Genomic DNA, 19,112 nt, shown 5'->3' with positions numbered 1-19,112 from the left:
CGTGAGCGGGGGAGCGGCGGTCACCGTCCTGCGCGCGGCCGGCCGGGCCGCCGCCGTCTGGAAGAACGGCGGGGGAGTCACCCGTGAGATCGCCACCGGGCCCGAGGGCGCCGGCATGGACGACTTCCGGTGGCGGGTGAGCCTCGCGGAGGTGGCCGGGGACGGGCCCTTCTCGGCGTTCCCCGGCGTGGACCGCACCCTGACCCTGGTCGAGGGCGCGGGGATGGACCTGCGCGTGGGCGGCGTACGGCGGCTCGTCGACGAGCGGTTCGCGCCGCAGGACTTCGCCGGGGACGAGCCGACCGACTGCCGGCTGATCGCGGGCCCCGTGGTCAACTTCAACGTGATGTACCGGCGGGGCACGGCGGCGCGGACCGCCGTCGTCCGGGGCCGCCTCGGCCTCACCGCCGGGGCGGGCGAAACCCTGCTGGTGGTCGCCCTGGACGGAACCGCGACCCTGGAGCCGGCCGACGGCACCCCGCAGGAGCTGGGCCCCTACGACGCGGCCCTGGCGCGGGGCCCCTTCGCCGGGCTGCTGGCGGCCTCCGGGCGCGTGGCCCTCGTACGGCTGGGCCAGGGCCCCAGGGCCTGATCAGGCCGAGGCGCGCCGCACCAGCGAGGTGGTGGTGATGATCGCGCCGGGTGCGGACCGCCCGCCGGATCCGCCGGCCAGCGTGTCCATCAGCAGCCGCGCCATCGTGCGTCCCATGCCCTCTATGTCCTGGCGTACGGTCGTCAGCGGCGGGTCCGCGCTCTCCGCCAGCGGCTCCGCGTCGTCGAAGCCCACCACGGCCACGTCCCCCGGCACGCTCAGCCCGCGCTCGCGCAGCACCCGCAGGGCGCCGGTGGCCATCAGGTCGTTGCCCGCGAAGACCGCGTCGATCGAGGCGTTGCGGTCCAGCAGTTCGGCCATCGCCCGCGCCCCGCCCGCCGGGGTGAAATCCCCGACCGCGATCAACTCGGGCCCCGCGCACGGCAGTACGTCCTGGTAGCCGCTCAGCCGGTCCGCTGCCGAGGTCTGGTCCAGCGGGCCGCAGATGTGCGCGATCCGCCGCCGCCGCTGCGCCAGCAGATGCCGTACGGCCTCGCGCGCGCCGCCCCGGTTGTCCGCGTCGACATAGGCCACGCCCGCGTCCTCCCCCGGACCGGCGGTCCAGCCGGGGCGGCCGCCGTAGACCGTGGGCATCCCGATGCGGCGGGTGATGGCCGGCAGCGGATCGTCCGTGTGCAGGGAGAAGGCGAGCGCGCCGTCCACGTGCCCGCCGGCGAGATAGCGCTCGATGCGGTCGTAGTCCCCCCGGTCCTCCACCAGCAGCAGCACCAGCTGGGTGTCGTGCGCGGTCAACTCCTTGCTGATACCGCGCACCTGGCGGGAGAAGAAGGGATCCGAGAAGATCCGGGCCTCCGGCTCGGCGATGATCACCGCCACCGCCCCGGTCCGCCGGGTGACCAGGGTGCGGGCCGCGTGGTTCGGTACGTAGCCCAGGTCCCGGATCGCCGTGCGCACCCGGTCCACGAGATGCGCCCGGACCCCGTCACCGCCGTTGACCACCCGGGAGGCGGTGGCCCGCGAGACACCGGCCTGCGCCGCGACGGCCTCCAGGGTGGGACGGCTGCCGGGACGCGTTTCGGGCACGGGAGTCCTCCAGGGTGTCCACGGACGGCGGCCCCGCCTCGCAGCAGCGTAACCGGTGGGGGCCCCGGGGCGCCGGGTCATGGCCGGAGCGGGGTGTGCCCGGCCGGAACCGCCTCCTCCGGCGCCACCGGACCGGGTGGGGTCCCGTCACCGAACGGGCGGCCGCCCAGCGCCTCCCGGCCGTGCGGTTCCAGCCAGTTGGAGAGGTCCGGTCCGGCGGGCACGATCCCGGTCGGGTTGATGTCCGTATGCACCAGGTAGTAGTGGCGCTTGATGTGCTCGAAGTCGACGGTGTCACCGAAGCCCGGGGTCTGGAACAGGTCCCGCGCGTAGGCCCACAGCACCGGCATCTCCGACAGCTTGCGCCGGTTGCACTTGAAGTGGCCGTGGTAGACGGAGTCGAAGCGCACCAGGGTGGTGAACAGTCGTACGTCCGCCTCGGTGAGGGTGTCCCCGACCAGGTAGCGCGAGGCGCCCAGCCGCTCCGCGAGCCGGTCCAGCCGCGCGAACAGCCGCGTGTACGCCTCCTCGTACGCCCTCTGCGAGCCGGCGAAACCCGCCCGGTACACGCCGTTGTTGACGTCCTCGTAGACCTCCGCGTCCACCGCGTCGATCTCGGCGCGCAGCGCGGGCGGATACAGGGCGGGGGCTCCCTCGCGGTGGTACGCCGTCCACTCCAGGGACAGGTCCAGCGTGATCCGCGGGAAGTCGTTGGTCACCACCTTCCCGGTGGTCACGTCCACGACGGCCGGGACCGTGATGCCCTGCTCGTAGCCCGGATCGCGGGCGAAGTACGCCTCCCGGAGCCGGGCGATCCCGAGCACCGGGTCGCGGCCGTCCGGGTCGAGGGCGAAGTCCCAGCTGCGGTCGTCATGGGTCGGGGAGGCCACCGCCATCGGCAGCGCGGCCTCCAGCCCCAGCAGCCGCCGCACGATGACCGCCCGGCTCGCCCACGGGCAGGCCCGGCTGACGACCAGCCGGTACCGGTCCGGGGCGACGGGGAAGCCGCCCTCGCCGTCGGCGGTGATCCGGTCGGTGAGGTAGCGGCTGTCCCGGCTGTAGGCGCCGTCGTGGCTGACGTAGCTCATCCCCGCCCCTACGAGTGGAACTGGCCGTAGTGCCGGGCGAACTCCTCGCGGTAGCCCGGCTCGGCCGCGTACCTGCCCTCGTCGAAGTCGGGCGCGTTCTTGATCTGCTCCTTGGTCCGGGCGACGTGGACCGTCTCCCCGACCGTGTCGATACGGTCGATGACGCCCGCGGGGAGCAGTACGCGCTTGCCGAAGATCCAGAGGCCGGTGTCGACCACGACATGCGCGTCGTCGACGCCCTCGGAGTGCTTGTCGACCCGGCCGATGGTGCCGTCCGTCGCCTCGACCTTGTACCCGACGAGGTCGAGCCCCGGTGTGTGGCCCGCGTGCTCGTGGTAGCCCCAGATCTGTTCCTCGGACATGGTTCGTGCCTCCCTGTGCGCTGTGCTGCGTGCTCCGGCCGCCGGAATCCGGCCGGGCGGGCGTGCCCGCACCGGACGCCTCCCCACAAAACCGTTCCTCACGCACCCGTGTCCGCCGGCCGGGGGACAAGGCATGCGCAGGGAAGGCCCGGGTAGGCGAACCGGAGGCGCCGCCGGTCACCGAACCGTCCGAGAGGAGCCGGCACCATGACCCGTCACGCACCGCACCCGAAGGAAGACGGCGAAGGCATCGGGGGAAAAGGCACCCGGCGCGAGGGCATCCGCGTCGTGGTCGTCGGGGCCACCGGGAACGCCGGGACCAGCGTCGTCCTCGCCCTCGCCGAGGATCCGGCCGTGGCCTCCGTACTGGGCCTGGCCCGGCGGGTGCCCGACTGGCGGCCGCCGAAGACCCGCTGGGAGGCCGCCGACGTGGAACCGGGCGGCGCGGACCTGGCCCGGCTCTTCGCCGGGGCGGACGTGGTCGTCCACCTCGCGTGGAAGTTCCAGCCCACCCACCATCCCGCCGAGACCTGGCGCACCAACGTCCTCGGTGGTATCCGCGTCTTCGAGGCCGTGGCCGAGGCCCGGGTCCCCGCCCTCGTGTACGCCTCCTCGGTCGGCGCCTACTCGCCCGGCACCGAGGAGCACTCCGTCGACGAGTCCTGGCCCACGCACGGCTGGCCGCAGGCCGCCTACACCCGCGAGAAGGCATACCTCGAACGCTTCCTCGACGGCTACGAGCACACCCACCCCGGCATCCGCGTCGTACGGATGCGCCCCGCCTTCCTCTTCAAGCGGCAGGCGGCCTCCGAGCAGCGCCGCATCTTCGCCGGGCGGCTCCTCCCGGTCCGGCTCGTCCGCCCCGGCCTGCTGCCCGTCTTCCCCGACCTCCAGGGGCTGCGCTTCCAGGCCCTGCACACCGACGACGCGGCCGCCGCCTACCGGGCCGCCGCGCTGCTCCCGGTGCGCGGGGCCTTCAACCTGGCGGCGGAGCCTCCCCTGGACGCGGACGTGCTCGCCGGGGTCTTCGACACCCGCAGCCTTCCCGTGCCCACCGCCCCGGTACGGGCCGCGCTCGCCGCCGCCTGGCGGCTGCACCTGGTGCCCGCCTCCCCGGACCTCTTCGACGCCGTCCTGCGGCTGCCGCTGATGGACTCGGCCCGCGCCAGGGCGGAGCTGTCCTGGGAGCCGCGCCACACGGCGGTGGAGGCCGTCGAGGAATTCCTCGACGGCCTCCGGGCCGGTGCGGGCATGGCCACCGCTCCGCTCGCCCCGGCCCCGAAACTCACCCGGCGCCTCTCCCGGCACCGGATGGCGGCCTAACCGAACGCAGCGCGGTGGTGGCGCCGGGCGGGGGTGTCCGGCGCCTCGCGGGTGAACAGGCTCACCGCGGCGGCGCTGCGCAGCGCCTCCAGGGTGCGGATCTGCTGCTCGGCGCGCCGGATCAGCTCGTCCATGGCCGCGGCGTCGATCCGGGGATCGGTGCGGGCCAGGCCGCGCAGCGAGCGCCAGCAGGCCGCCTTGCCCTCCACGCCCACGAGCATCGCCTCCAGCTCCAGGACGTCGCTCAGCGGGGAGCGCGACAGCAGCCGCCCGTTGAGCTTGAGCAGGCCCGCCCGTTCGGCGACCCGGCCGAGCACCGCCCGCGCCCGCAGCACCGGTACGTCCAGGTCCGCCATCAGCGTGCGCAGACTGGCCCGGTCCTGCGCCACGTCCTCCGCGAGGGATTCCAGCGAGGCCCCGTACGGGCCGTTCCGCTGTGCCCGCGCGGCCCGGCGCAGCAGCTCCACGCCGCCGTTCGCCCCGGTCAGGTGGTCGTTGAGGTAGATGCCGAGGAAGGACGGGGACGGGCCGGTGGGTGACCGGTGGTGGCCGCGGCCGCCCCGGCTCACGGGGTGTCTCCCGTACGCCCGTGCTGCCGCCGGGGGGTTTCCGAGCCGCCGCGTCCGGGGCCCTTCCAGCGGGTCTTCGTCCCGCCGGGGCCCTCCTCGCCGACCGGCCGGTCCAGCCGGCTCGCCTCGTCGGTGTCCGCGGCGCGCGTGGTCCCGTCTCCGCCGGGGTCCTTCTTCCCGGGTGCGGGATGGGGTGCCCGTCGCCGGGCCTCTTCGTCGTCGCCGTGCAGCGGTACGCCGCCCGCTCCGCCCTGGTCGTCCATGGCGTGGGTCCTCTCGCGTCGCCGGTGGGCCCCCCTCGTCGGGCGCGTGCCCGGAGCGGGGTACGGGAAACCTGGCGCGGGCCGTACCCCGCCGGTACGCCGCTCAGGCGCGGGCCGTCGTCCGCGCGAGGCCGTCCACCACATCGGTGAGCCGCCCGCGCCGGTCATGGGCGGCCCGCTGCCGCGCGGCCCCGTCGCCCTCCGCGCGCAGCCGGTCGAGTACGCCGTCCACGAAGGGCAGGTCACCCGCCGCGCACACCCCCGGAGCCACCCGCTCACGCAGCCGCTCCACCAGCTCCCACGCCGGGAGCCGGGCCCCGCCGACCGGATCCAGCCCCTCACCGCCCAGCCCGTGCACCGCCGCGAGCCGGTGGGCTTCGCGCAGCCGCCCGCACTCCAGGGACGGGGCGGGCCTGCCCTCGTACGCCTCGGCCCCGAGGACGGCGGCGAGCCCCCGGACGAGCGCCGCCATCAGGACGACGGTGTCGAGGCTGGCGTTCACGTCGGCCACGCGGATCTCCAGCGTCGGCACGTGCTCGGAGGGGCGGGCGTACCAGTAGATCATCCGGCGGTCCAGCAGGGCCCCGCAGCGCACCAGGTCACCGGCTATCCGCTCGTACGCGGCCTCGTCCAGCACCGGTGCGGGCCCGACCGTGGGCCAGCGCGCGTGCTGCACCGCCCGCCAGCTGGCCTGGCCGGTGTCCCGGCCCCGGTCGAAGGGGGAATTGGCGGCGATCGCCTGGAGGGTCGGCAGCCAGGGACGCATCCGGTTGGCGAGGTCCAGGGCCTCCGCACGCGAGGCCACCCCGACGTGCACATGGCATCCGCACACCACCTGGTCGTAGTCCCCGAAGGCGGAGGCGAAGCGCACCGCCATCCGCCGGTAGCGCTCGTCCGGGGTGACCGTCAGCGGCGGCTCGGGCGGGATCACGGCCGTACCCGAAGCCACCAGCAGGCAGTCCTCGGCGGCCGCGGCCCGCACCAGCCCGGCCCGCAGCCACGCCAGCTCGGCCCGCAGCACGGCGGTGCTCGCCGTCGGGCTGGTGCACGTCTCCACCTGTGCGGTGAACAGCTCGGGCTGCACCAGGGAGCCCAGCGCCCGGGAGGCCGACTCGATCACGCGCGGCGCCCGGCCCACAGGGGCCCGGGTGCGGCGGTCGACGAGCAGGAACTCCTCCTCCACGCCCATGGTCATCCGGGCGGCGGCGGGTGGCTGCCCGCGGCCGGCGGGCGGGGCGAGCGGATCCAGGTCGAGGCCGGGCGTCGCCGGGGACAGGGCCAGTGCCATGGGGAGTCCTTTCGGCCGGGGGACGCCGCCGGGCGGCCGGTGGATGCACCGGGGGCCGCGGGCGGGCGCCGGACGTTCCCTGCTGACGGGCGCGTACCCGTCGCGGAACCCCGCACGCAGCGCGTGGGGTCAGAGTTCCGGGATGAAGGGGTGGTAGTCCGTTTCCGGACCGGACGGAATCACGGCGTAGCTGCTCTCGGGAAGCTCGTTCCAGATGCCGGGCAGATCTCCCAAGGGCTCTGAGACCACGATACGCGTGTCGTCGGAGACCTCCCTGAGGTAGTCGAGCTCCGGGTACAGGTCCCTGACAGTGTCGGCCCTGCTGCTGTAGAACAGCGACCGGGCGCGGCCCTGGCTGGAGTACCGGAAGGCCCAGACCGTCTTCCCGTCACTCACCGCGATGGTCATCTGGAGGGGTTCGGCCACTCCGTGCTCCTTGCCGAGCCGTTCGACGAGACCGGCCATCCTGGCCACGGCGCCCGGCGGATCCTGGTCCAGCCCGAAGGTCACCGCCAGGTAGAACATCACCTCGGAGTCCGTGGACCCCTCGATGGAAGGGAAGAGCGCCGGGTCCACGGCCATGCACAGGTCGCGCTGGAGCCGCTGGAAATCGCCCACCGCGCCGTTGTGCATCCACAGCCAGCGGCCGTGCCGGAAGGGATGGCAGTTCGTCTGCTGGATCGCCGAGCCGGTGGACGCGCGGACATGCGCGAAGAAGAGCGGCGAGCGGACATGCGCGGCCAGCTCCTGGAGGTTGCGGTTGTTCCAGGCGGGGCCGATGTCCCGGAAGACCGCCGGGGTGCCGTTGCCGTCGGCGCTGTACCAGCCCAGGCCGAAACCGTCACCGTTGGTGGACTCGACGCCCATGCGCGAACGCAGACTCTGGTTGATCAATGAGTGCTCAGGGCGGTAGAGCACGGTGTCGAGGAGCACGGGCGTACCCGAGTAGGCGAGCCAGCGACACATGCGCACCATCCCTTTCGCGGCCTGCTCCGAGCCTAACCCGGGCCGCCGCGGGAGCGCGCGTACGACCTGGGGCGTGCCATCCTCAAGGTATGAACGGCGACGCCGTACCGTCCCGGCCGGCCGAGGCGGGCGCCGCGGCCGTCCAGCGCATCCTGGACGTGCTCTCCGGGCCCGCCGTCCTGCTCACCCCGCTGCGCTCCCCGGACGGGGAGATCGAGGACTACCGCATCGACGCGGCGGCTCCCGACTCCGTCGACATCGCCGGGCGCCGGGGCGCGGAGCTCATCGGCCGCCGGGTCCTGGAGACCTACCCCACCGTCTCCGGCGGCGCCCTCTGGCAGGGCTACGCCCACACCCTCGCCACCGGGGAGGTGTACGAGGGCGAGCCCTTCACCTACCAGGAGTCCGGCGCCGGATTCCCGCGCGAGTCGGTGTACTCCGTACGCGCCACCCGGCTGGACGGCCGCCTGCTCGTCTCCTGGATCCGCCACGACACCAGCGACCGCGAGGCCCGCCGCCTCGCCGACATGCAGCGCCTGGGGAACCTCGGCTGGGCGGGCTGGAACCTGACGGACGCCACCGCCACCTGGTCCGACCAGGTCTACACGATCTTCGGCCGCGCCCCGGCCCTCGGCCCGCTCGGGCTGGAGGAACTGCCCCGGTACGCGCTGCCCGAGGACCGGGGCCGGCTGGGCGCGGCCGTCCGGCGCCTGCTGGGAGGCGGGCAGCGGGCCGTGGACCAGCCGTTCCGGATCACCGCCGGGGAGGGTGTGCGCCATCTGCGGCTCGTGGTCGAGGCCCGGCCCGACGCCGACGGCACCCCCGTCGAGGTGCACGGCTTCTTCCAGGACGTGACCGCGCTGCGCGACGCCGAGCTGGCCCTGCGCGAGAGCGAGCGTGCCGTCCTCGTCCAGCGCGGCAAGGTCCAGGCCGAGCACGCCCTCGCCGCCCGGCTCCAGGACACCCTCCTGCCGGTGCCGGAGCAGTCCGTGGAGCTGGCCGGGCTGTGCGTGGACGTGGCCTACGTGGCCGCCGACAGCGGGGTGAACGTGGGCGGCGACTGGTACAGCGCCATCGAACTGCCGGACCGCAGCGCCCTGTTCGTCGTCGGCGACGTGGCCGGACACGGGCTCGCCGCCGTCGGCACCATGGCCCAGCTGCGGTTCACCGCCAAGGGCATGGTCATCACCGGCTCGGCCCCGACCACCGTGCTGCGCCGGCTCAACCACCTGCTGCTGCACCCCGGTCCGGAGCCGCCCGCCACCGCGACCATGGTCATGGCCCGCTACGGTCCCGAGGACCGCCGGCTCACCTGGGCGCGGGCCGGGCACCTGCCTCCGCTGCTGATCCGCGAGGACCGGGCGACCTTCCTGCCACAGCCCGAAGGCGCCCTGCTGGGCGCCGTGTTCGACTCCGTCTACGGACAGGCGTCCGTGGACCTCCGGCCCGGCGACGACCTCCTGCTGTACACCGACGGGCTCGTGGAGGAGCCGGACGAGGAGATCGCGCAGGGGCTGGACAGACTCGCCGAGACCGCCCGGCAGCTGCTGCGGGACGGTCTCGGCGAAACCCTCGCCCGTACGCTCGCGGCGCGGCGCGTGGGCAACCGGGACGACATCTGCGTACTGCACATCCATGTCCCGGACGAGTGAGGGTGAGAGGGGTGCGGGGCTCAGGTGTTGAGCAGCCGGTTGAAGAAGGACCGGTACTGCTGGAGCGCCACGCGCAGGTCCTCGGTCGCGACCTGCTCGCCGCGGCTCCACTGGGCCTCCAGCCCCTGCTTGCGGGTGGAGAAGGTGCCGGCCAGGGCCTGCATGACCTCGGCCACCAGGGTGTCCGCGGAGCGCACGGCCTCCTGCGGGTCGTCGACGAAGCGGCCCTGGATCTCGCTCCAGTTCTTGCGGTACCCCTCCGTGTCCGCGGTGCCGAGCAGCGGCTCGTCGTCGCTCGCCGGTGAGGCGGTGGTGGCGTCCGTACCGCCCCGGTCGTCGGCGGCCGTGCCGGCGCCGAGGCCGGTGGTGGCCTCGCCGGGGTAGACGGCGGACCGGTCCGGGTCCTGGTCGCGGTCCAGGTCACGATCGCGGTCGAGACCGGGCTCGCGTTCCAGGCCGGTGTCGCGGTCGAGACCCGCGTCGCGTTCCAGGCCGGCCTCGCGGCCGGGCTCCGGCTCGGTTCCCGCGCCCGTGTTCATGATGTCTTCCGTCGTCGGTCCGGGACCGTCCGTGTCCCTGAACGACGAGCCTCCCTGCGTAGGCATGTCACCGGCTCCTCTGGTCCGTCAGCAGTTCTTCGAACAGGGCGCGGTAGTGCACCATCGCCCCGCGCAGTTCCTCCGTCGTCGCGCCCTCGCCGCCGCTCTTCATGCGGACGTCGTGCGCGGCGCGGTAGTGGTCCAGCGTCCGGCCGTGTTCCACCGACAGGTGGCGGAGCCGGTCCTGGTACCCCTCGGTGGGGTAGCCGCGTTCGCTCATCAGCCGCGAGACCAGCTCGTCCGCCTCGGCGACGGAGTCCTCGGGCTGGTCCACGAAGTGTTCCTGGACCCCGCTCCAGGCGTCGGCGTACTGACGCCGGCGCTCTGCGGGGAGTTCCTTGAGGTCGAGTTCGTCGTGGCGCTGCTCGCGTGCCCGCAGGTCCCGCTCGGCGGCCCGGGTGCCGCCTTCTTCCCGTACCGTGCGTTCGTACTCGGGGCCGAAGCGCTCGCGCAGGTGGCGGCGTCGGGCCATCGTCCACAGTGTCGCGACGATCGCGATCACGACGATCGCCGCGATGACGATTCCCACGACGAGTGTGGTGGTTGACATGTCCGGGCCTCCGTTCGGGGCCATATGAGTGTGTGTCCAGGCGGCTGCCCTGCATGGGGAGGAGCAAACGCGGGCGCCGCGCATCCGGCCCCGGCCGGGCCCCGGGACGGGTGCCGGACAGGGGTGCGGGGCCGCCCCGGTGGGTGACACCGGGGCGGCCCCGCAGGTCGGGCGGGCCGGACGGGCCGGAGGGGCCGGTCGGTCCGGGCGGGTCAGTGGCCGAAGTCGAACCAGTTGAGGTTCACGAAGTCGGCGGGCTGCCCGCTGGTGAAGGTCACGTAGACGTCGTGCCTGCCGGTGACGCCCGTGATGTTCGCCGGGACCGTGCGCCAGTTCTGCCAGCCGCCGGTGGACGCGATCGAGAAGCTGCCGACCGGGGGCGCGGTGCGGCTGTCGAGCCGGACCTCGACGAGCCCGCTCACCCCGCCGGCCGCCCCGCTGGCGACCCGGCCGCGGAACTGCCGGGCGGCTGCGGAGCCGAAGTCGACGCCCTTGAAGAGGGCCCAGTCGCCGTTGCCGAGGGACGCCAGGTTCTGGCCGCCGCCGGTGTCGGTGGTGGTCTCCTTGGCCGTACCGGCCTGGTCGTCGTGGGACTCGGCCTGGATGGCCGTGTACGCGTCGCGGTTGCCGGACGGGGGAGTGGTGGGCGGGGTGGTCGGCGGCGTGGTCGGGGGAGTCGTGCCGCCGGTGGAGCGCAGGACGGAGACGTAGTCGACGACCATGGAGTGCCCGGGTACGGTTCCCGCGTCCGGGCCGCCGCCGAAGGCGTCGGGGAAGCCGCCGCCCATGGCCACGTTCAGGATGATGAAGTAGCCGTGGTTCGTGGCGTCGGTCCAGGTCTTCGCGTCCACCTGGTCCGCGCGGACGGTGTGGTAGGTCTGCCCGTCCACCGAGAAGCGCATCTGCTCGACCGCCGTCGAGCGGTCCCATTCGACGGCGTACGTGTGGAAGCCCGCCTGGCAGGTCGCGCCGGGGCAGGGCCGCTGGCCGCCGATGCCGCTGGTCTCGTTGCAGGGGCCGCCCGGACTGGTGCCGCAGTGCAGGGTGGACCAGACGTTGTTGAGGCCCTGGACGTTCTCCATGATGTCGATCTCGCCGATGCCCGGCCAGTTCCACCAGTTGCCCCGGTAGGGCGCGCCGAGCATCCAGAACGCCGGCCAGTAGCCCTTGGCGGCGGGGCCCGTCACATTCGGCATCTGGATGCGGGCCTCCGTACGGAGGGTGCCGCCGGCCGGGGGCTGGAAGTCGGAGCGGCGGGTCTCGACGCGGCCCGAGGTCCAGTTGCCGGCGGCGTCCCGGCGCGGGGTGATGCGCAGGTTGCCCGACCCGTCCAGGGAGACGTTGGAGGGGTCGGCGGTCATCGTCTCTATCTCGCCGGTGCCGAAGTTGGCGGGCCCGCCCGGGTAGCTGGTGCCGGTGGTGTACTGCCAGTCGGCGGTGTTCACCCCGGATCCGGCGGGTCCGTTGAAATCGTCCAGGAAGACCTGGGACCAGCCGGCCGGTACGGGAGGTGCCGCGGCGCTCGCGGGCAGGGTGATGCCGGCGGCGGCCGCGGCGAGGACCGCCGTTCCGAGCGCGGCCGCGACGGCCCGCCGGACCGTGGAGCGTTTCCTGCCGGATGTCTCACGCATGGGTGCCCTCTCTGGTGTGCGCGGTGAGGCGCGGTGCGGGGGGAGGAGCCGGGCGACGCATTCTGAGAGCGCTCTCAGAACGGCGCCGCTGGACACTGTGCTCCGCGGCCCCGCGACCGTCAAGAGATGGAACCGGGAAAGGACTTGAGAGATGAGGGAGTTCAAACAGTGAAGGCGGCCGGCCGGTACTCCGCCGCCCTCACCCGTACGGACCAGCGCGTCGCGCCTCAGCCCGGCGCGCCTCAGCGCGGCGGGCCGATCACCTCCTCCGCGCCGGGCAGGTCGTGCACGGACGCGGCCCGTCCGGTCAGCGGGAGCAACCCGGACAGCGGACACGCCACGGGCATCTCGTGGTCGACCTCCCACTGGCCGAGCTTGTTCCCGCCGGTGCGGTCCACGGTGCACACCGCGTACAGCCGTCCGGCGCAGCCCCGGCACAGCAGGGGCCCGTGGTGCTGGTTCTTCCTCACCGCCCACCTCCCCGGGCGCCGCGGGCCGAACTCCGCCCGGAGCGAGGCCCGGTGACCGGCTCCCGGTGCCCCCGCTCCGGAGTGCCGGGTCCGCCGGGCGCTTGTAGCGTCGGTCGCGACAGGAGCCCGCGGGAACCGAAAGGTTTCCGCAGGCCGGTTCGCCGCCGCGGCACACGTCCCGCCGGAGCGCCGAGCCATCCGTGTGCCGCCCGCGTCGCCGCCGAGCCGGACGAGCCGGAACAGCCGGACCAGCCGGAGCCCCCGGAACACCGCCCGCGACGCGCCAGGGCGCACGCGCAGCCCCCGTGAGAGAGGCCGTGCCGATGTCGAACGACGCCCCGATAGCGAGCCTGCTGCGGGTGGAGAGGGGCGTCGCCGCCCCCGAGGAACTGGCCGCGATCGCGGTCGTCGTCGCGTGCTACGCGCACCGCACCTCCCTGGACCGGGACCTGGAACGGGGCCGCGACCGCGCCCGTGACGGCGCGGACGGGACCGGGAACGCCGGTGCCCGCCGGCGCACCGTCCGGTCGGCCGCCGGCTGCTGGGCGGGCTGCTGGACCTGCCGCTGAACCCCGTCCGCCGGCCGCGCGCACGGCCGGCGGACGGGGGGACGAGATGGTCACGCCCGGCGCAGCACCGTCGAGAGGACCTCGCGCAGCGTCCCCGCCGGGTCGGCCACGGCGCCCTCCGAGCGCCAGGCCACGAACCCGTCCGGCCGTACGAGCACCGCGCCCTCGGGACCCGTGCCGTGGACCTCCGTCCACGCCGCGGACTCCTCCAGCAGATCGGCGCCCGCCGGCCCGACGGTGTAGGCGTCCAGGCCCACCGGGAGCTGGCCGGCCACCCCCTGCGCGGCCGCCCGCCAGGGCGATCCCGTACCGCTGAGCAGCACGAACGAGCGCTCGTACAGGTCCAGGGTGGAGATCCGCTCGCCGTCCTTGGACACCCACATGTGCGGGGCGCGGGTGCCGGTGTCGCCGGTCATCCGCAGGTTCTCCGGGATGACGGGCAGGTCCGTACGGCCGCCGACGAGGGCGCCCTCGGTGTAGCGGTAGCCCATGGCCGTGGTGAGGACCCCGCTGCCCGGTCCGCCGCCCATGGTGGGCGGCGGCACGTACCCCGGGTGGCTGTGCTCGGCCGAACGGGCCGACGCGCGCTCGCTGGTGGCGCGGGCGACCGGCAGCCGCTCGGCCTCGTAGGTGTCGAGCAGGCCCATGCCCGCCGAGCCGTTCAGCACGGCGGCGATCTTCCACGCCAGGTTGTGCGCGTCCTGGATGCCGGTGTTGGAGCCGAAGGCGCCGGTCGGGCACATCTCGTGGGCCGCGTCGCCCGCCAGGAACACCCGTCCGGAGGAGTAGCGCTCCGCCACCCGTTCGGCGGCGTGCCACGGCGCCTTCCCGCCGATCTCCACGTCCAGATCCGGTACGCCGACCGCCTCGCGGATCTGCGCGACGCAGCGCTCGTCGGTGAAGTCCTCCATGGTCTCGCCCCGCTCCGGGTGCCACGGCGCGTGGAACACCCACTGCGTGTCGTTGTCCACCGGCAGCAGCGCCCCGTCCGCACCCGGCCGCATCAGGTAGCAGACGATGAAGCGCAGATCGCCCAGCACCTTGATCAGCTCGCGCGAGCGGAAGGTGACGCTGACGTTGTGGAACAGCTCGCCGTTACCCGTCTGGGGGATCCGCAGCTGCTCCCGGACGGGGCTGCGCGGGCCGTCCGCGGCGATCAGGAAGTCGGCGCGCACCGTGATGTGCTCACCCGAACGGCGGTCCTTGACCACCGCGTTCACCCCGGTGGAGTCCTGGTCGAAGCTCATCAGCTCGGTGGAGAAGCGGATGTCGGCGCCCATCGCCGCGCTCTGCTCGGCCAGCACCGGCTCGATGTTGTTCTGGCTGCACAGGCACCAGCCGGTCGGGCTGAACCGGGCGATCGCCCCGGTCGGGTCCACCGACTTGACCAGCCACTTGTGGTCGTCGGGATCGGTCAGCGACCGGGTCTGCAGAATGCCCTGGACACCCTCCAGCACGGACGCCGCCCGGCGGATCGCGTGCTCCGCCCCTGCCGTGCGGAACAGCTCCATCGTCCGGGCGTTGATGCCACGGCCGCGCGGGTGATCGGAGGTGCCGGAGTGCTTCTCGACCAGCAGGTGCCGCACCCCGTGGCGGCTCAGGAAAAGCGAGGTGGACAGGCCCACGAGGGAGCCGCCCACGACGAGAACCGGTACGCGAACATCGGCGTTGTCTTCCATCAGCTGCGGGCTCCTGGTTTCTGTGGGGGGAAGTGGACTCTTTATGCCCCCGATCCGGGTTGAGGCCCAGTTGATTCGCCGGTTGTCACCCGCTTGATCCCGACATGTAGCGGTACGCCCTCTCCCGGATGACGATGAGCGACAGCGGCTCCCCCCGAAGACATGCCGGCCTGCCGTTCCCCGATCCGGGGCGCTCGCCGGACCGGGCGGACGCCACCGGTGGCGGACGAGGGGTCCGTACGCGATGGATCTCCACCCCCTCATGAAGGAGTGAGTAGATGACAACCACCCTGTCCGAACGGGTGTCGCAGTCAGCCTTCGACGGCTCCATGCTCCGGGTCGTCCTCCTGATGGATCTCCACGAGGGGACCCAGCAGCAGTTCTTCGAGGCATACGAAAAGCTCCGCAACGACATCGCGTCGGTCCCGGGCCACATCAGCGACCAGCTCTGCCAGTCCTTCGAGAACCCCTCGCAGTGGCTGATCACCAGCGAGTGGGAGAGCGCCCCGCAGTACCTCGCCTGGGTCAACAGCGAGCACCACGCCGAGCAGGTCCGTCCCCTCGGCGCGTGCGCGCGCTCCATGCGCCCGCTCAAGTTCACCGTCCTGCGCGAGACCGGCCGCGGCTACGACCAGGCGTCCCGGCCCACCACCGCACGCCTCCAGGCCACGCCCCGGCTCGGCGCCGGCATCGTCCGCCACGCCCTCACCTTCACGGTCAGGCCGGGCAGCGAGGAGGCCGTGGCGAAGATCCTCTCCAGCTACGCCTCCCCGGCCGCCCGCGTCGACGACCACACCCGGCTGTGCCGCACCTCGCTGTTCATGCACGGCAACCGGGTGGTCCGCACCGTCGAGGTCCAGGGCGACCTGATGGCCGCCCTGCGCCATGTCTCCGAACAGCCCGAGGTGCGGGCCGTCGAGGAGGCCATCAACCCGTACCTGGAGAAGGACCGGGACCTGGCCGACCCGGAGTCCGCGCGGATGTTCTTCATGCGCGCCGCGCTCCCCGCCGTCCACCACATCGCCGCCTCCGAGAGCGACTCCGCTGACGTGGAACGGCACGCGGTCTTCTACCCGGCGCAGGAAGGCCGCGGCCAGGCCCTCGCCGAATTCCTGGCCCGCCAGGACGAGGAGGCCGCGCAGCGCCCCGACTGCCCCGTCCGGAGCAGCAGCATCTTCCAGCGCGACGACATCGTCGTCCGGCTGATCGACGTACGCGGCCCCCTGGACGCCGAGCCCGACGCCGTCTTCGGCATCACGGGCACCCACCGGGCCGAGGTCCTGGCCCAGCTGGTCCCCACTCCCGGCGAGCACGTCCGCCCCGAGCGGCACACCATGAGCCTCATCACCGACCGCCGGGCACCGGCGCAGTCGTGATCCGCCCGGCCGGCGGCACCGCCCCGGCCACGCCCCCGTCCCCGCACCCCGTCCCGATCCCCCTCGGGGCTCTCCCCCCACGCCTGGAGGAACCCGCCATGACCCAACAGCGCCCACGCATCGTGGACCTCAGCGAGACGCCGCCGAACCGCCGGCGCGGCGGGGACCTGAGGGCTGTGCTCACCCCGACCTCGGTGGGCTCCACCAGCGGCTTCATGGGCCTGGCCATCATGGCCCCCGGGGAGTCCATCGCCGAGCACTACCACCCGTACTCCGAGGAGTTCGTGTACGTCGTCGCCGGGCGGCTGGAGGTCGACCTCGACGGCGAGCCCCACCCGCTGCGCACCGACCAGGGCCTGCTGGTCCCGCTGAACGTACGCCACCGCTTCCGCAACGTCGGCGACACCGAGGCCCGCATGGTCTTCCACCTCGGCCCCCTCGCCCCGCGCCCCGAGCTGGGCCACGTGGACACCGAGGAGGCACCGCACCCGGAGGGCACCGCCTGGGAGCAGCCCCCGGACCGCACCGGGGCCGTCTCGTGACCCGCCGGCGGGTGGCCGTCACCGGAGTGGGCGTGGTCGCACCCGGCGGCATCGGCGTCCGCGCCTTCTGGGACCTGCTGTCCAACGGGCGTACGGCGACACGCGGCATCAGCCTCTTCGACCCGGCGGGATTCCGCTCCCGGATAGCCGCGGAGGTCGACTTCGACCCCGCCGCCCACGGCCTCGACGAGGAGGCCGCGGCCCGCGCGGACCGGTACATCCAGTTCGCCCTGGTCGCCGCCCGCGAGGCGGTGCGCGACGCGGGACTCGACCTCGGCACGGACGACGCCTGGCGGACCGGCGTCTCCCTCGGCACGGCCGTGGGCGGCACCACCCGCCTGGAGCACGACTACGTCGCCGTCAGCCAGTCCGGTTCCTGGTGGGACGTCGACCACAAGCTGGCCGGCGCCCACCTGCACCGGGCGTTCACCCCCGCCACCCTCGCCTCCGCCGTCGCGGAGGAGACCGGGGCGCGGGGCCCCGTACAGACGGTGTCCACCGGCTGCACCTCGGGGCTGGACGCCATTGGCTACGCCGTGCACTCCATCGCGGAGGGCCGGATGGACGTCTGCATCGCGGGCGCCTCCGACTCCCCGATATCGCCCATCACGGTGGCCTGCTTCGACGCGATCAAGGCCACCTCCCCGAACAACGACGACCCGGCCCACGCCTCCCGGCCCTTCGACGCCGACCGGGACGGGTTCGTCCTCGGCGAGGGCGGCGCCGTGCTCGTCCTGGAGGAGCTGGAACGGGCCCGGGCCCGTGGCGCCACCGTCTACTGCGAGATCGGCGGCTACGCCACCTTCGGCAACGCCCACCACATGACCGGGCTGACCGCCGAGGGCCTGGAGATGGCCCGCGCCATCGAGACCGCCCTCGCCCAGGCCGGGGTCGGCGCCCACGAGATCGACTACGTGAACGCGCACGGCTCCGGGACCAAGCAGAACGACCGCCACGAGACCGCGGCGGTCAAGCGGGTCCTGGGCGACCACGCCTACAAGACGCCGATGACCTCCATCAAGTCCATGGTGGGGCACTCCCTCGGCGCCATCGGGGCGATCGAACTCGCGGCCTGCGTCCTCGCGATGGTCCACCAGGTGGTGCCGCCGACCGCGAACTACGAGACGCCCGACCCCGAATGCGATCTGGACTACGTACCCAAGGTCGCCCGGGAGCGGAAGCTGCGCAGCGTGCTCTCCGTCGGCAGCGGCTTCGGCGGCTTCCAGTCCGCCGTGGTCATGTCCCGGCCCAAGGAGGAGGTCTCGTGACCAGCCGTACGGTCATCACGGGCATCGGGGTCGTCGCGCCCAACGGCGTCGGCCCGGACGCCTTCTGGAAGGCGACCCAGTCCGGCGTCAGCGTGCTCGACCGCGTCACCCGGGCCGGCTGCGAGCACCTGCCGCTGCGCGTGGCGGGCGAGGTCCGGGGCTTCGACCCGGGCGCCCTGGTCGAGGACCGGTTCCTCGTCCAGACCGACCGCTTCACCCACCACGCCCTCGCCGCGGCCGATCTCGCCCTGGAGGACGCCCGGCTGGGCCGGGCCGACTACGAGGACGACCCCTTCTCCGTCGGCGTCGTCACCGCCGCCGGCTCGGGCGGCGGCGAGTTCGGCCAGCGCGAGCTCCAGCACCTCTGGGAGCAGGGCCCGCGCTTCGTCGGTCCGTACCAGTCGATCGCCTGGTTCTACGCGGCCAGCACCGGCCAGATCTCCATCCGGCGCGGGCTCAAGGGCCCCTGCGGGGTGGTCTGCAGCGACGAGGCGGGCGGACTGGACGCCTTCGCGCACGCCGGGCGGGCCATCCGGCAGGGCAGCACCGCCATGCTGGTCGGCGCCACGGAGGCGCCCCTCGCGCCGTACTCCATCGTCTGCCAGCTGGGGTACGAGGGGCTGAGCACCCGGGACGACCCCGAGCGGGCGTACCGGCCGTTCACCGAGCAGGCGTGCGGCTTCGTCCCCGCCGAGGGCGGCGCGATGTTCGTCGTGGAGGAGGAGACGGCCGCCCGCCGGCGCGGCGCCACCGTACGGGCGGTGGTGGCGGGCCACGCCGCGACGTTCAGCGGGACCCGGCGCCCCGACGCGGAGGGCGAGGGCCTGGCCCACGCCATCCGCGGCGCCCTGCGGGAGGCGGGCTGCGCCCCCGAGGACATCGACGTGGTCTTCGCCGACGCCCTCGGGACCCCGGAGGCCGACCGGGCGGAGGCCGCGGCGATCACCGCGGCCCTCGGCCCGTACGGCCGGCGGGTCCCCGTCACGGCGCCCAAGTCCGGCACCGGCCGGGCCTACTGCGCCGCGCCCGCCCTGGACACGGCGGCGGCGGTGCTGGCCCTGGAGCACGGCGTGCTCCCGCCGACCCCGAACGTCTACGACGTGTGCCACGACCTCGACGTGGTCACCGGGTCGGCCCGGCCCGCGGAACTGCGTACCGCGCTCGTCCTGAGCCGCGGCCGGATGGGGTCGAACGCGGCGCTCGTGGTCCGCAAGGGCTCGCCGGCGCGGGCCTGAACCGGCGGAGCCTGCCCGGAGCGCCGGCCCGTGGAAGCCCCGTAGG

At 73.9% G+C, this 19,112-nt stretch carries 20 protein-coding genes; 8 read left to right on the top strand and 12 right to left on the bottom strand.

Annotation, left to right across the window (positions count from 1 at the left end; all coding sequences use genetic code 11):
* The first annotated feature begins 1 nt into the window (after position 1).
* On the top strand, positions 2-592 hold the full coding sequence (locus ABZ873_RS17240) for a HutD family protein (RefSeq protein ID WP_360871963.1): 591 nt from the start codon (positions 2-4) through the stop codon (positions 590-592).
* Here the strand turns inward: ABZ873_RS17240 and ABZ873_RS17235 are convergent, their stop codons facing one another.
* The 3 genes from ABZ873_RS17235 to ABZ873_RS17225 all read right to left on the bottom strand — a co-directional run bounded on the left by ABZ873_RS17235 (position 593) and on the right by ABZ873_RS17225 (position 3,086).
* Complete coding sequence (locus tag ABZ873_RS17235) at positions 593-1,636, bottom strand: LacI family DNA-binding transcriptional regulator (RefSeq protein WP_360871960.1); 1,044 nt, start codon at positions 1,634-1,636, stop codon at positions 593-595. It lies immediately after the preceding gene.
* Positions 1,637-1,713: 77 nt separating this feature from the next.
* Positions 1,714-2,724 carry a glutathione S-transferase C-terminal domain-containing protein gene (locus ABZ873_RS17230; RefSeq protein WP_360871957.1) on the bottom strand — a complete coding sequence of 337 codons (1,011 nt, stop codon included), beginning with the start codon at positions 2,722-2,724 and terminating at the stop codon, positions 1,714-1,716.
* An 8-nt stretch (positions 2,725-2,732) separates the two neighbouring features.
* Positions 2,733-3,086, bottom strand: a complete 354-nt coding sequence (locus ABZ873_RS17225; RefSeq protein WP_360871955.1) for a PRC-barrel domain containing protein — start codon at positions 3,084-3,086, stop codon at positions 2,733-2,735.
* A 207-nt stretch (positions 3,087-3,293) separates the two neighbouring features.
* Between ABZ873_RS17225 and ABZ873_RS17220 the strand changes: the two genes are divergently transcribed.
* On the top strand, positions 3,294-4,409 hold the full coding sequence (locus tag ABZ873_RS17220) for an NAD-dependent epimerase/dehydratase family protein (RefSeq protein ID WP_360871952.1): 1,116 nt from the start codon (positions 3,294-3,296) through the stop codon (positions 4,407-4,409).
* On the opposite strand, the gene ABZ873_RS17215 is transcribed toward ABZ873_RS17220, so the two are convergent.
* The 4 genes from ABZ873_RS17215 to ABZ873_RS17200 all read right to left on the bottom strand — a co-directional run bounded on the left by ABZ873_RS17215 (position 4,406) and on the right by ABZ873_RS17200 (position 7,495).
* Complete coding sequence (locus tag ABZ873_RS17215) at positions 4,406-4,978, bottom strand: hypothetical protein (protein ID WP_360871949.1); 573 nt, start codon at positions 4,976-4,978, stop codon at positions 4,406-4,408. The genes ABZ873_RS17220 and ABZ873_RS17215 overlap by 4 nt on opposite strands.
* On the bottom strand, positions 4,975-5,241 hold the full coding sequence (locus ABZ873_RS17210) for a hypothetical protein (protein WP_360871946.1): 267 nt from the start codon (positions 5,239-5,241) through the stop codon (positions 4,975-4,977). The genes ABZ873_RS17215 and ABZ873_RS17210 overlap by 4 nt, the downstream gene beginning before the upstream one ends.
* Positions 5,242-5,344: 103 nt before the next feature.
* A complete protein-coding gene (locus ABZ873_RS17205) occupies positions 5,345-6,529 on the bottom strand; it encodes a glutamate--cysteine ligase (RefSeq protein ID WP_360871943.1) in 1,185 nt (394 codons plus the stop codon).
* Between the two features lie 129 nt (positions 6,530-6,658).
* A complete protein-coding gene (locus ABZ873_RS17200) occupies positions 6,659-7,495 on the bottom strand; it encodes a class II glutamine amidotransferase (protein ID WP_360871940.1) in 837 nt (278 codons plus the stop codon).
* An 89-nt stretch (positions 7,496-7,584) separates the two neighbouring features.
* On the opposite strand from ABZ873_RS17200, the gene ABZ873_RS17195 reads away from it, so the two are divergent.
* A complete protein-coding gene (locus ABZ873_RS17195; protein ID WP_360871937.1) occupies positions 7,585-9,147 on the top strand; it encodes a SpoIIE family protein phosphatase in 1,563 nt (520 codons plus the stop codon).
* A gap of 20 nt (positions 9,148-9,167) precedes the next feature.
* On the opposite strand, the gene ABZ873_RS17190 is transcribed toward ABZ873_RS17195, so the two are convergent.
* The 4 genes from ABZ873_RS17190 to ABZ873_RS17175 all read right to left on the bottom strand — a co-directional run bounded on the left by ABZ873_RS17190 (position 9,168) and on the right by ABZ873_RS17175 (position 12,397).
* Positions 9,168-9,686, bottom strand: coding sequence for a hypothetical protein (locus tag ABZ873_RS17190; RefSeq protein ID WP_360871934.1), 519 nt, complete (start codon positions 9,684-9,686; stop codon positions 9,168-9,170).
* A 67-nt stretch (positions 9,687-9,753) separates the two neighbouring features.
* On the bottom strand, positions 9,754-10,296 hold the full coding sequence (locus tag ABZ873_RS17185; RefSeq protein ID WP_360871931.1) for a hypothetical protein: 543 nt from the start codon (positions 10,294-10,296) through the stop codon (positions 9,754-9,756).
* A gap of 212 nt (positions 10,297-10,508) precedes the next feature.
* A complete protein-coding gene (locus tag ABZ873_RS17180) occupies positions 10,509-11,927 on the bottom strand; it encodes a glycoside hydrolase family 16 protein (protein ID WP_360871928.1) in 1,419 nt (472 codons plus the stop codon).
* A 242-nt stretch (positions 11,928-12,169) separates the two neighbouring features.
* Positions 12,170-12,397 (bottom strand): hypothetical protein, encoded by a 228-nt coding sequence (locus ABZ873_RS17175; protein ID WP_360871925.1) that lies wholly within the window; start codon positions 12,395-12,397, stop codon positions 12,170-12,172.
* A 323-nt stretch (positions 12,398-12,720) separates the two neighbouring features.
* On the opposite strand from ABZ873_RS17175, the gene ABZ873_RS17170 reads away from it, so the two are divergent.
* Positions 12,721-12,966: an acyl-CoA carboxylase subunit epsilon gene (locus ABZ873_RS17170; protein ID WP_360871922.1), complete on the top strand. Its 246-nt coding sequence runs from the start codon at positions 12,721-12,723 to the stop codon at positions 12,964-12,966.
* Positions 12,967-13,016: 50 nt separating this feature from the next.
* Here the strand turns inward: ABZ873_RS17170 and ABZ873_RS17165 are convergent, their stop codons facing one another.
* Complete coding sequence (locus ABZ873_RS17165; RefSeq protein WP_360871920.1) at positions 13,017-14,645, bottom strand: FAD-dependent monooxygenase; 1,629 nt, start codon at positions 14,643-14,645, stop codon at positions 13,017-13,019.
* A 278-nt stretch (positions 14,646-14,923) separates the two neighbouring features.
* On the opposite strand from ABZ873_RS17165, the gene ABZ873_RS17160 reads away from it, so the two are divergent.
* The 4 genes from ABZ873_RS17160 to ABZ873_RS17145 all read left to right on the top strand — a co-directional run bounded on the left by ABZ873_RS17160 (position 14,924) and on the right by ABZ873_RS17145 (position 19,066).
* Positions 14,924-16,021 (top strand): SchA/CurD-like domain-containing protein, encoded by a 1,098-nt coding sequence (locus ABZ873_RS17160; RefSeq protein WP_360871917.1) that lies wholly within the window; start codon positions 14,924-14,926, stop codon positions 16,019-16,021.
* Positions 16,022-16,119: 98 nt separating this feature from the next.
* A complete protein-coding gene (locus ABZ873_RS17155; protein WP_360871914.1) occupies positions 16,120-16,563 on the top strand; it encodes a cupin domain-containing protein in 444 nt (147 codons plus the stop codon).
* On the top strand, positions 16,560-17,831 hold the full coding sequence (locus ABZ873_RS17150; protein WP_360871911.1) for a beta-ketoacyl-[acyl-carrier-protein] synthase family protein: 1,272 nt from the start codon (positions 16,560-16,562) through the stop codon (positions 17,829-17,831). The genes ABZ873_RS17155 and ABZ873_RS17150 overlap by 4 nt, the downstream gene beginning before the upstream one ends.
* A complete protein-coding gene (locus ABZ873_RS17145; RefSeq protein ID WP_360871908.1) occupies positions 17,828-19,066 on the top strand; it encodes a beta-ketoacyl synthase N-terminal-like domain-containing protein in 1,239 nt (412 codons plus the stop codon). Before ABZ873_RS17150 ends, ABZ873_RS17145 begins: the two co-directional genes overlap by 4 nt.
* Positions 19,067-19,112 lie beyond the last annotated feature (46 nt).

Source organism: Streptomyces sp. NPDC047014 (assembly GCF_040644195.1).
Taxonomy (GTDB): domain Bacteria; phylum Actinomycetota; class Actinomycetes; order Streptomycetales; family Streptomycetaceae; genus Streptomyces.
This window is presented reverse-complemented; position numbering and strand designations above follow the sequence as displayed.

Bases quoted from the DNA above. Each gene is read 5' to 3' on its own strand.
- ABZ873_RS17230 (WP_360871957.1), bottom strand. From the start codon at position 2,724: ATGAGCTACGTCAGCCACGACGGCGCCTACAGCCGGGACAGCCGCTAC.
- ABZ873_RS17225 (WP_360871955.1), bottom strand. From the start codon at position 3,086: ATGTCCGAGGAACAGATCTGGGGCTACCACGAGCACGCGGGCCACACA.
- ABZ873_RS17220 (WP_360871952.1), top strand. From the start codon at position 3,294: ATGACCCGTCACGCACCGCACCCGAAGGAAGACGGCGAAGGCATCGGG.
- ABZ873_RS17210 (WP_360871946.1), bottom strand. From the start codon at position 5,241: ATGGACGACCAGGGCGGAGCGGGCGGCGTACCGCTGCACGGCGACGAC.
- ABZ873_RS17205 (WP_360871943.1), bottom strand. From the start codon at position 6,529: ATGGCACTGGCCCTGTCCCCGGCGACGCCCGGCCTCGACCTGGATCCG.
- ABZ873_RS17200 (WP_360871940.1), bottom strand. From the start codon at position 7,495: ATGTGTCGCTGGCTCGCCTACTCGGGTACGCCCGTGCTCCTCGACACC.
- ABZ873_RS17195 (WP_360871937.1), top strand. From the start codon at position 7,585: ATGAACGGCGACGCCGTACCGTCCCGGCCGGCCGAGGCGGGCGCCGCG.
- ABZ873_RS17190 (WP_360871934.1), bottom strand. From the start codon at position 9,686: ATGAACACGGGCGCGGGAACCGAGCCGGAGCCCGGCCGCGAGGCCGGC.
- ABZ873_RS17185 (WP_360871931.1), bottom strand. From the start codon at position 10,296: ATGTCAACCACCACACTCGTCGTGGGAATCGTCATCGCGGCGATCGTC.
- ABZ873_RS17180 (WP_360871928.1), bottom strand. From the start codon at position 11,927: ATGCGTGAGACATCCGGCAGGAAACGCTCCACGGTCCGGCGGGCCGTC.
- ABZ873_RS17170 (WP_360871922.1), top strand. From the start codon at position 12,721: ATGTCGAACGACGCCCCGATAGCGAGCCTGCTGCGGGTGGAGAGGGGC.
- ABZ873_RS17165 (WP_360871920.1), bottom strand. From the start codon at position 14,645: ATGGAAGACAACGCCGATGTTCGCGTACCGGTTCTCGTCGTGGGCGGC.
- ABZ873_RS17160 (WP_360871917.1), top strand. From the start codon at position 14,924: ATGACAACCACCCTGTCCGAACGGGTGTCGCAGTCAGCCTTCGACGGC.
- ABZ873_RS17155 (WP_360871914.1), top strand. From the start codon at position 16,120: ATGACCCAACAGCGCCCACGCATCGTGGACCTCAGCGAGACGCCGCCG.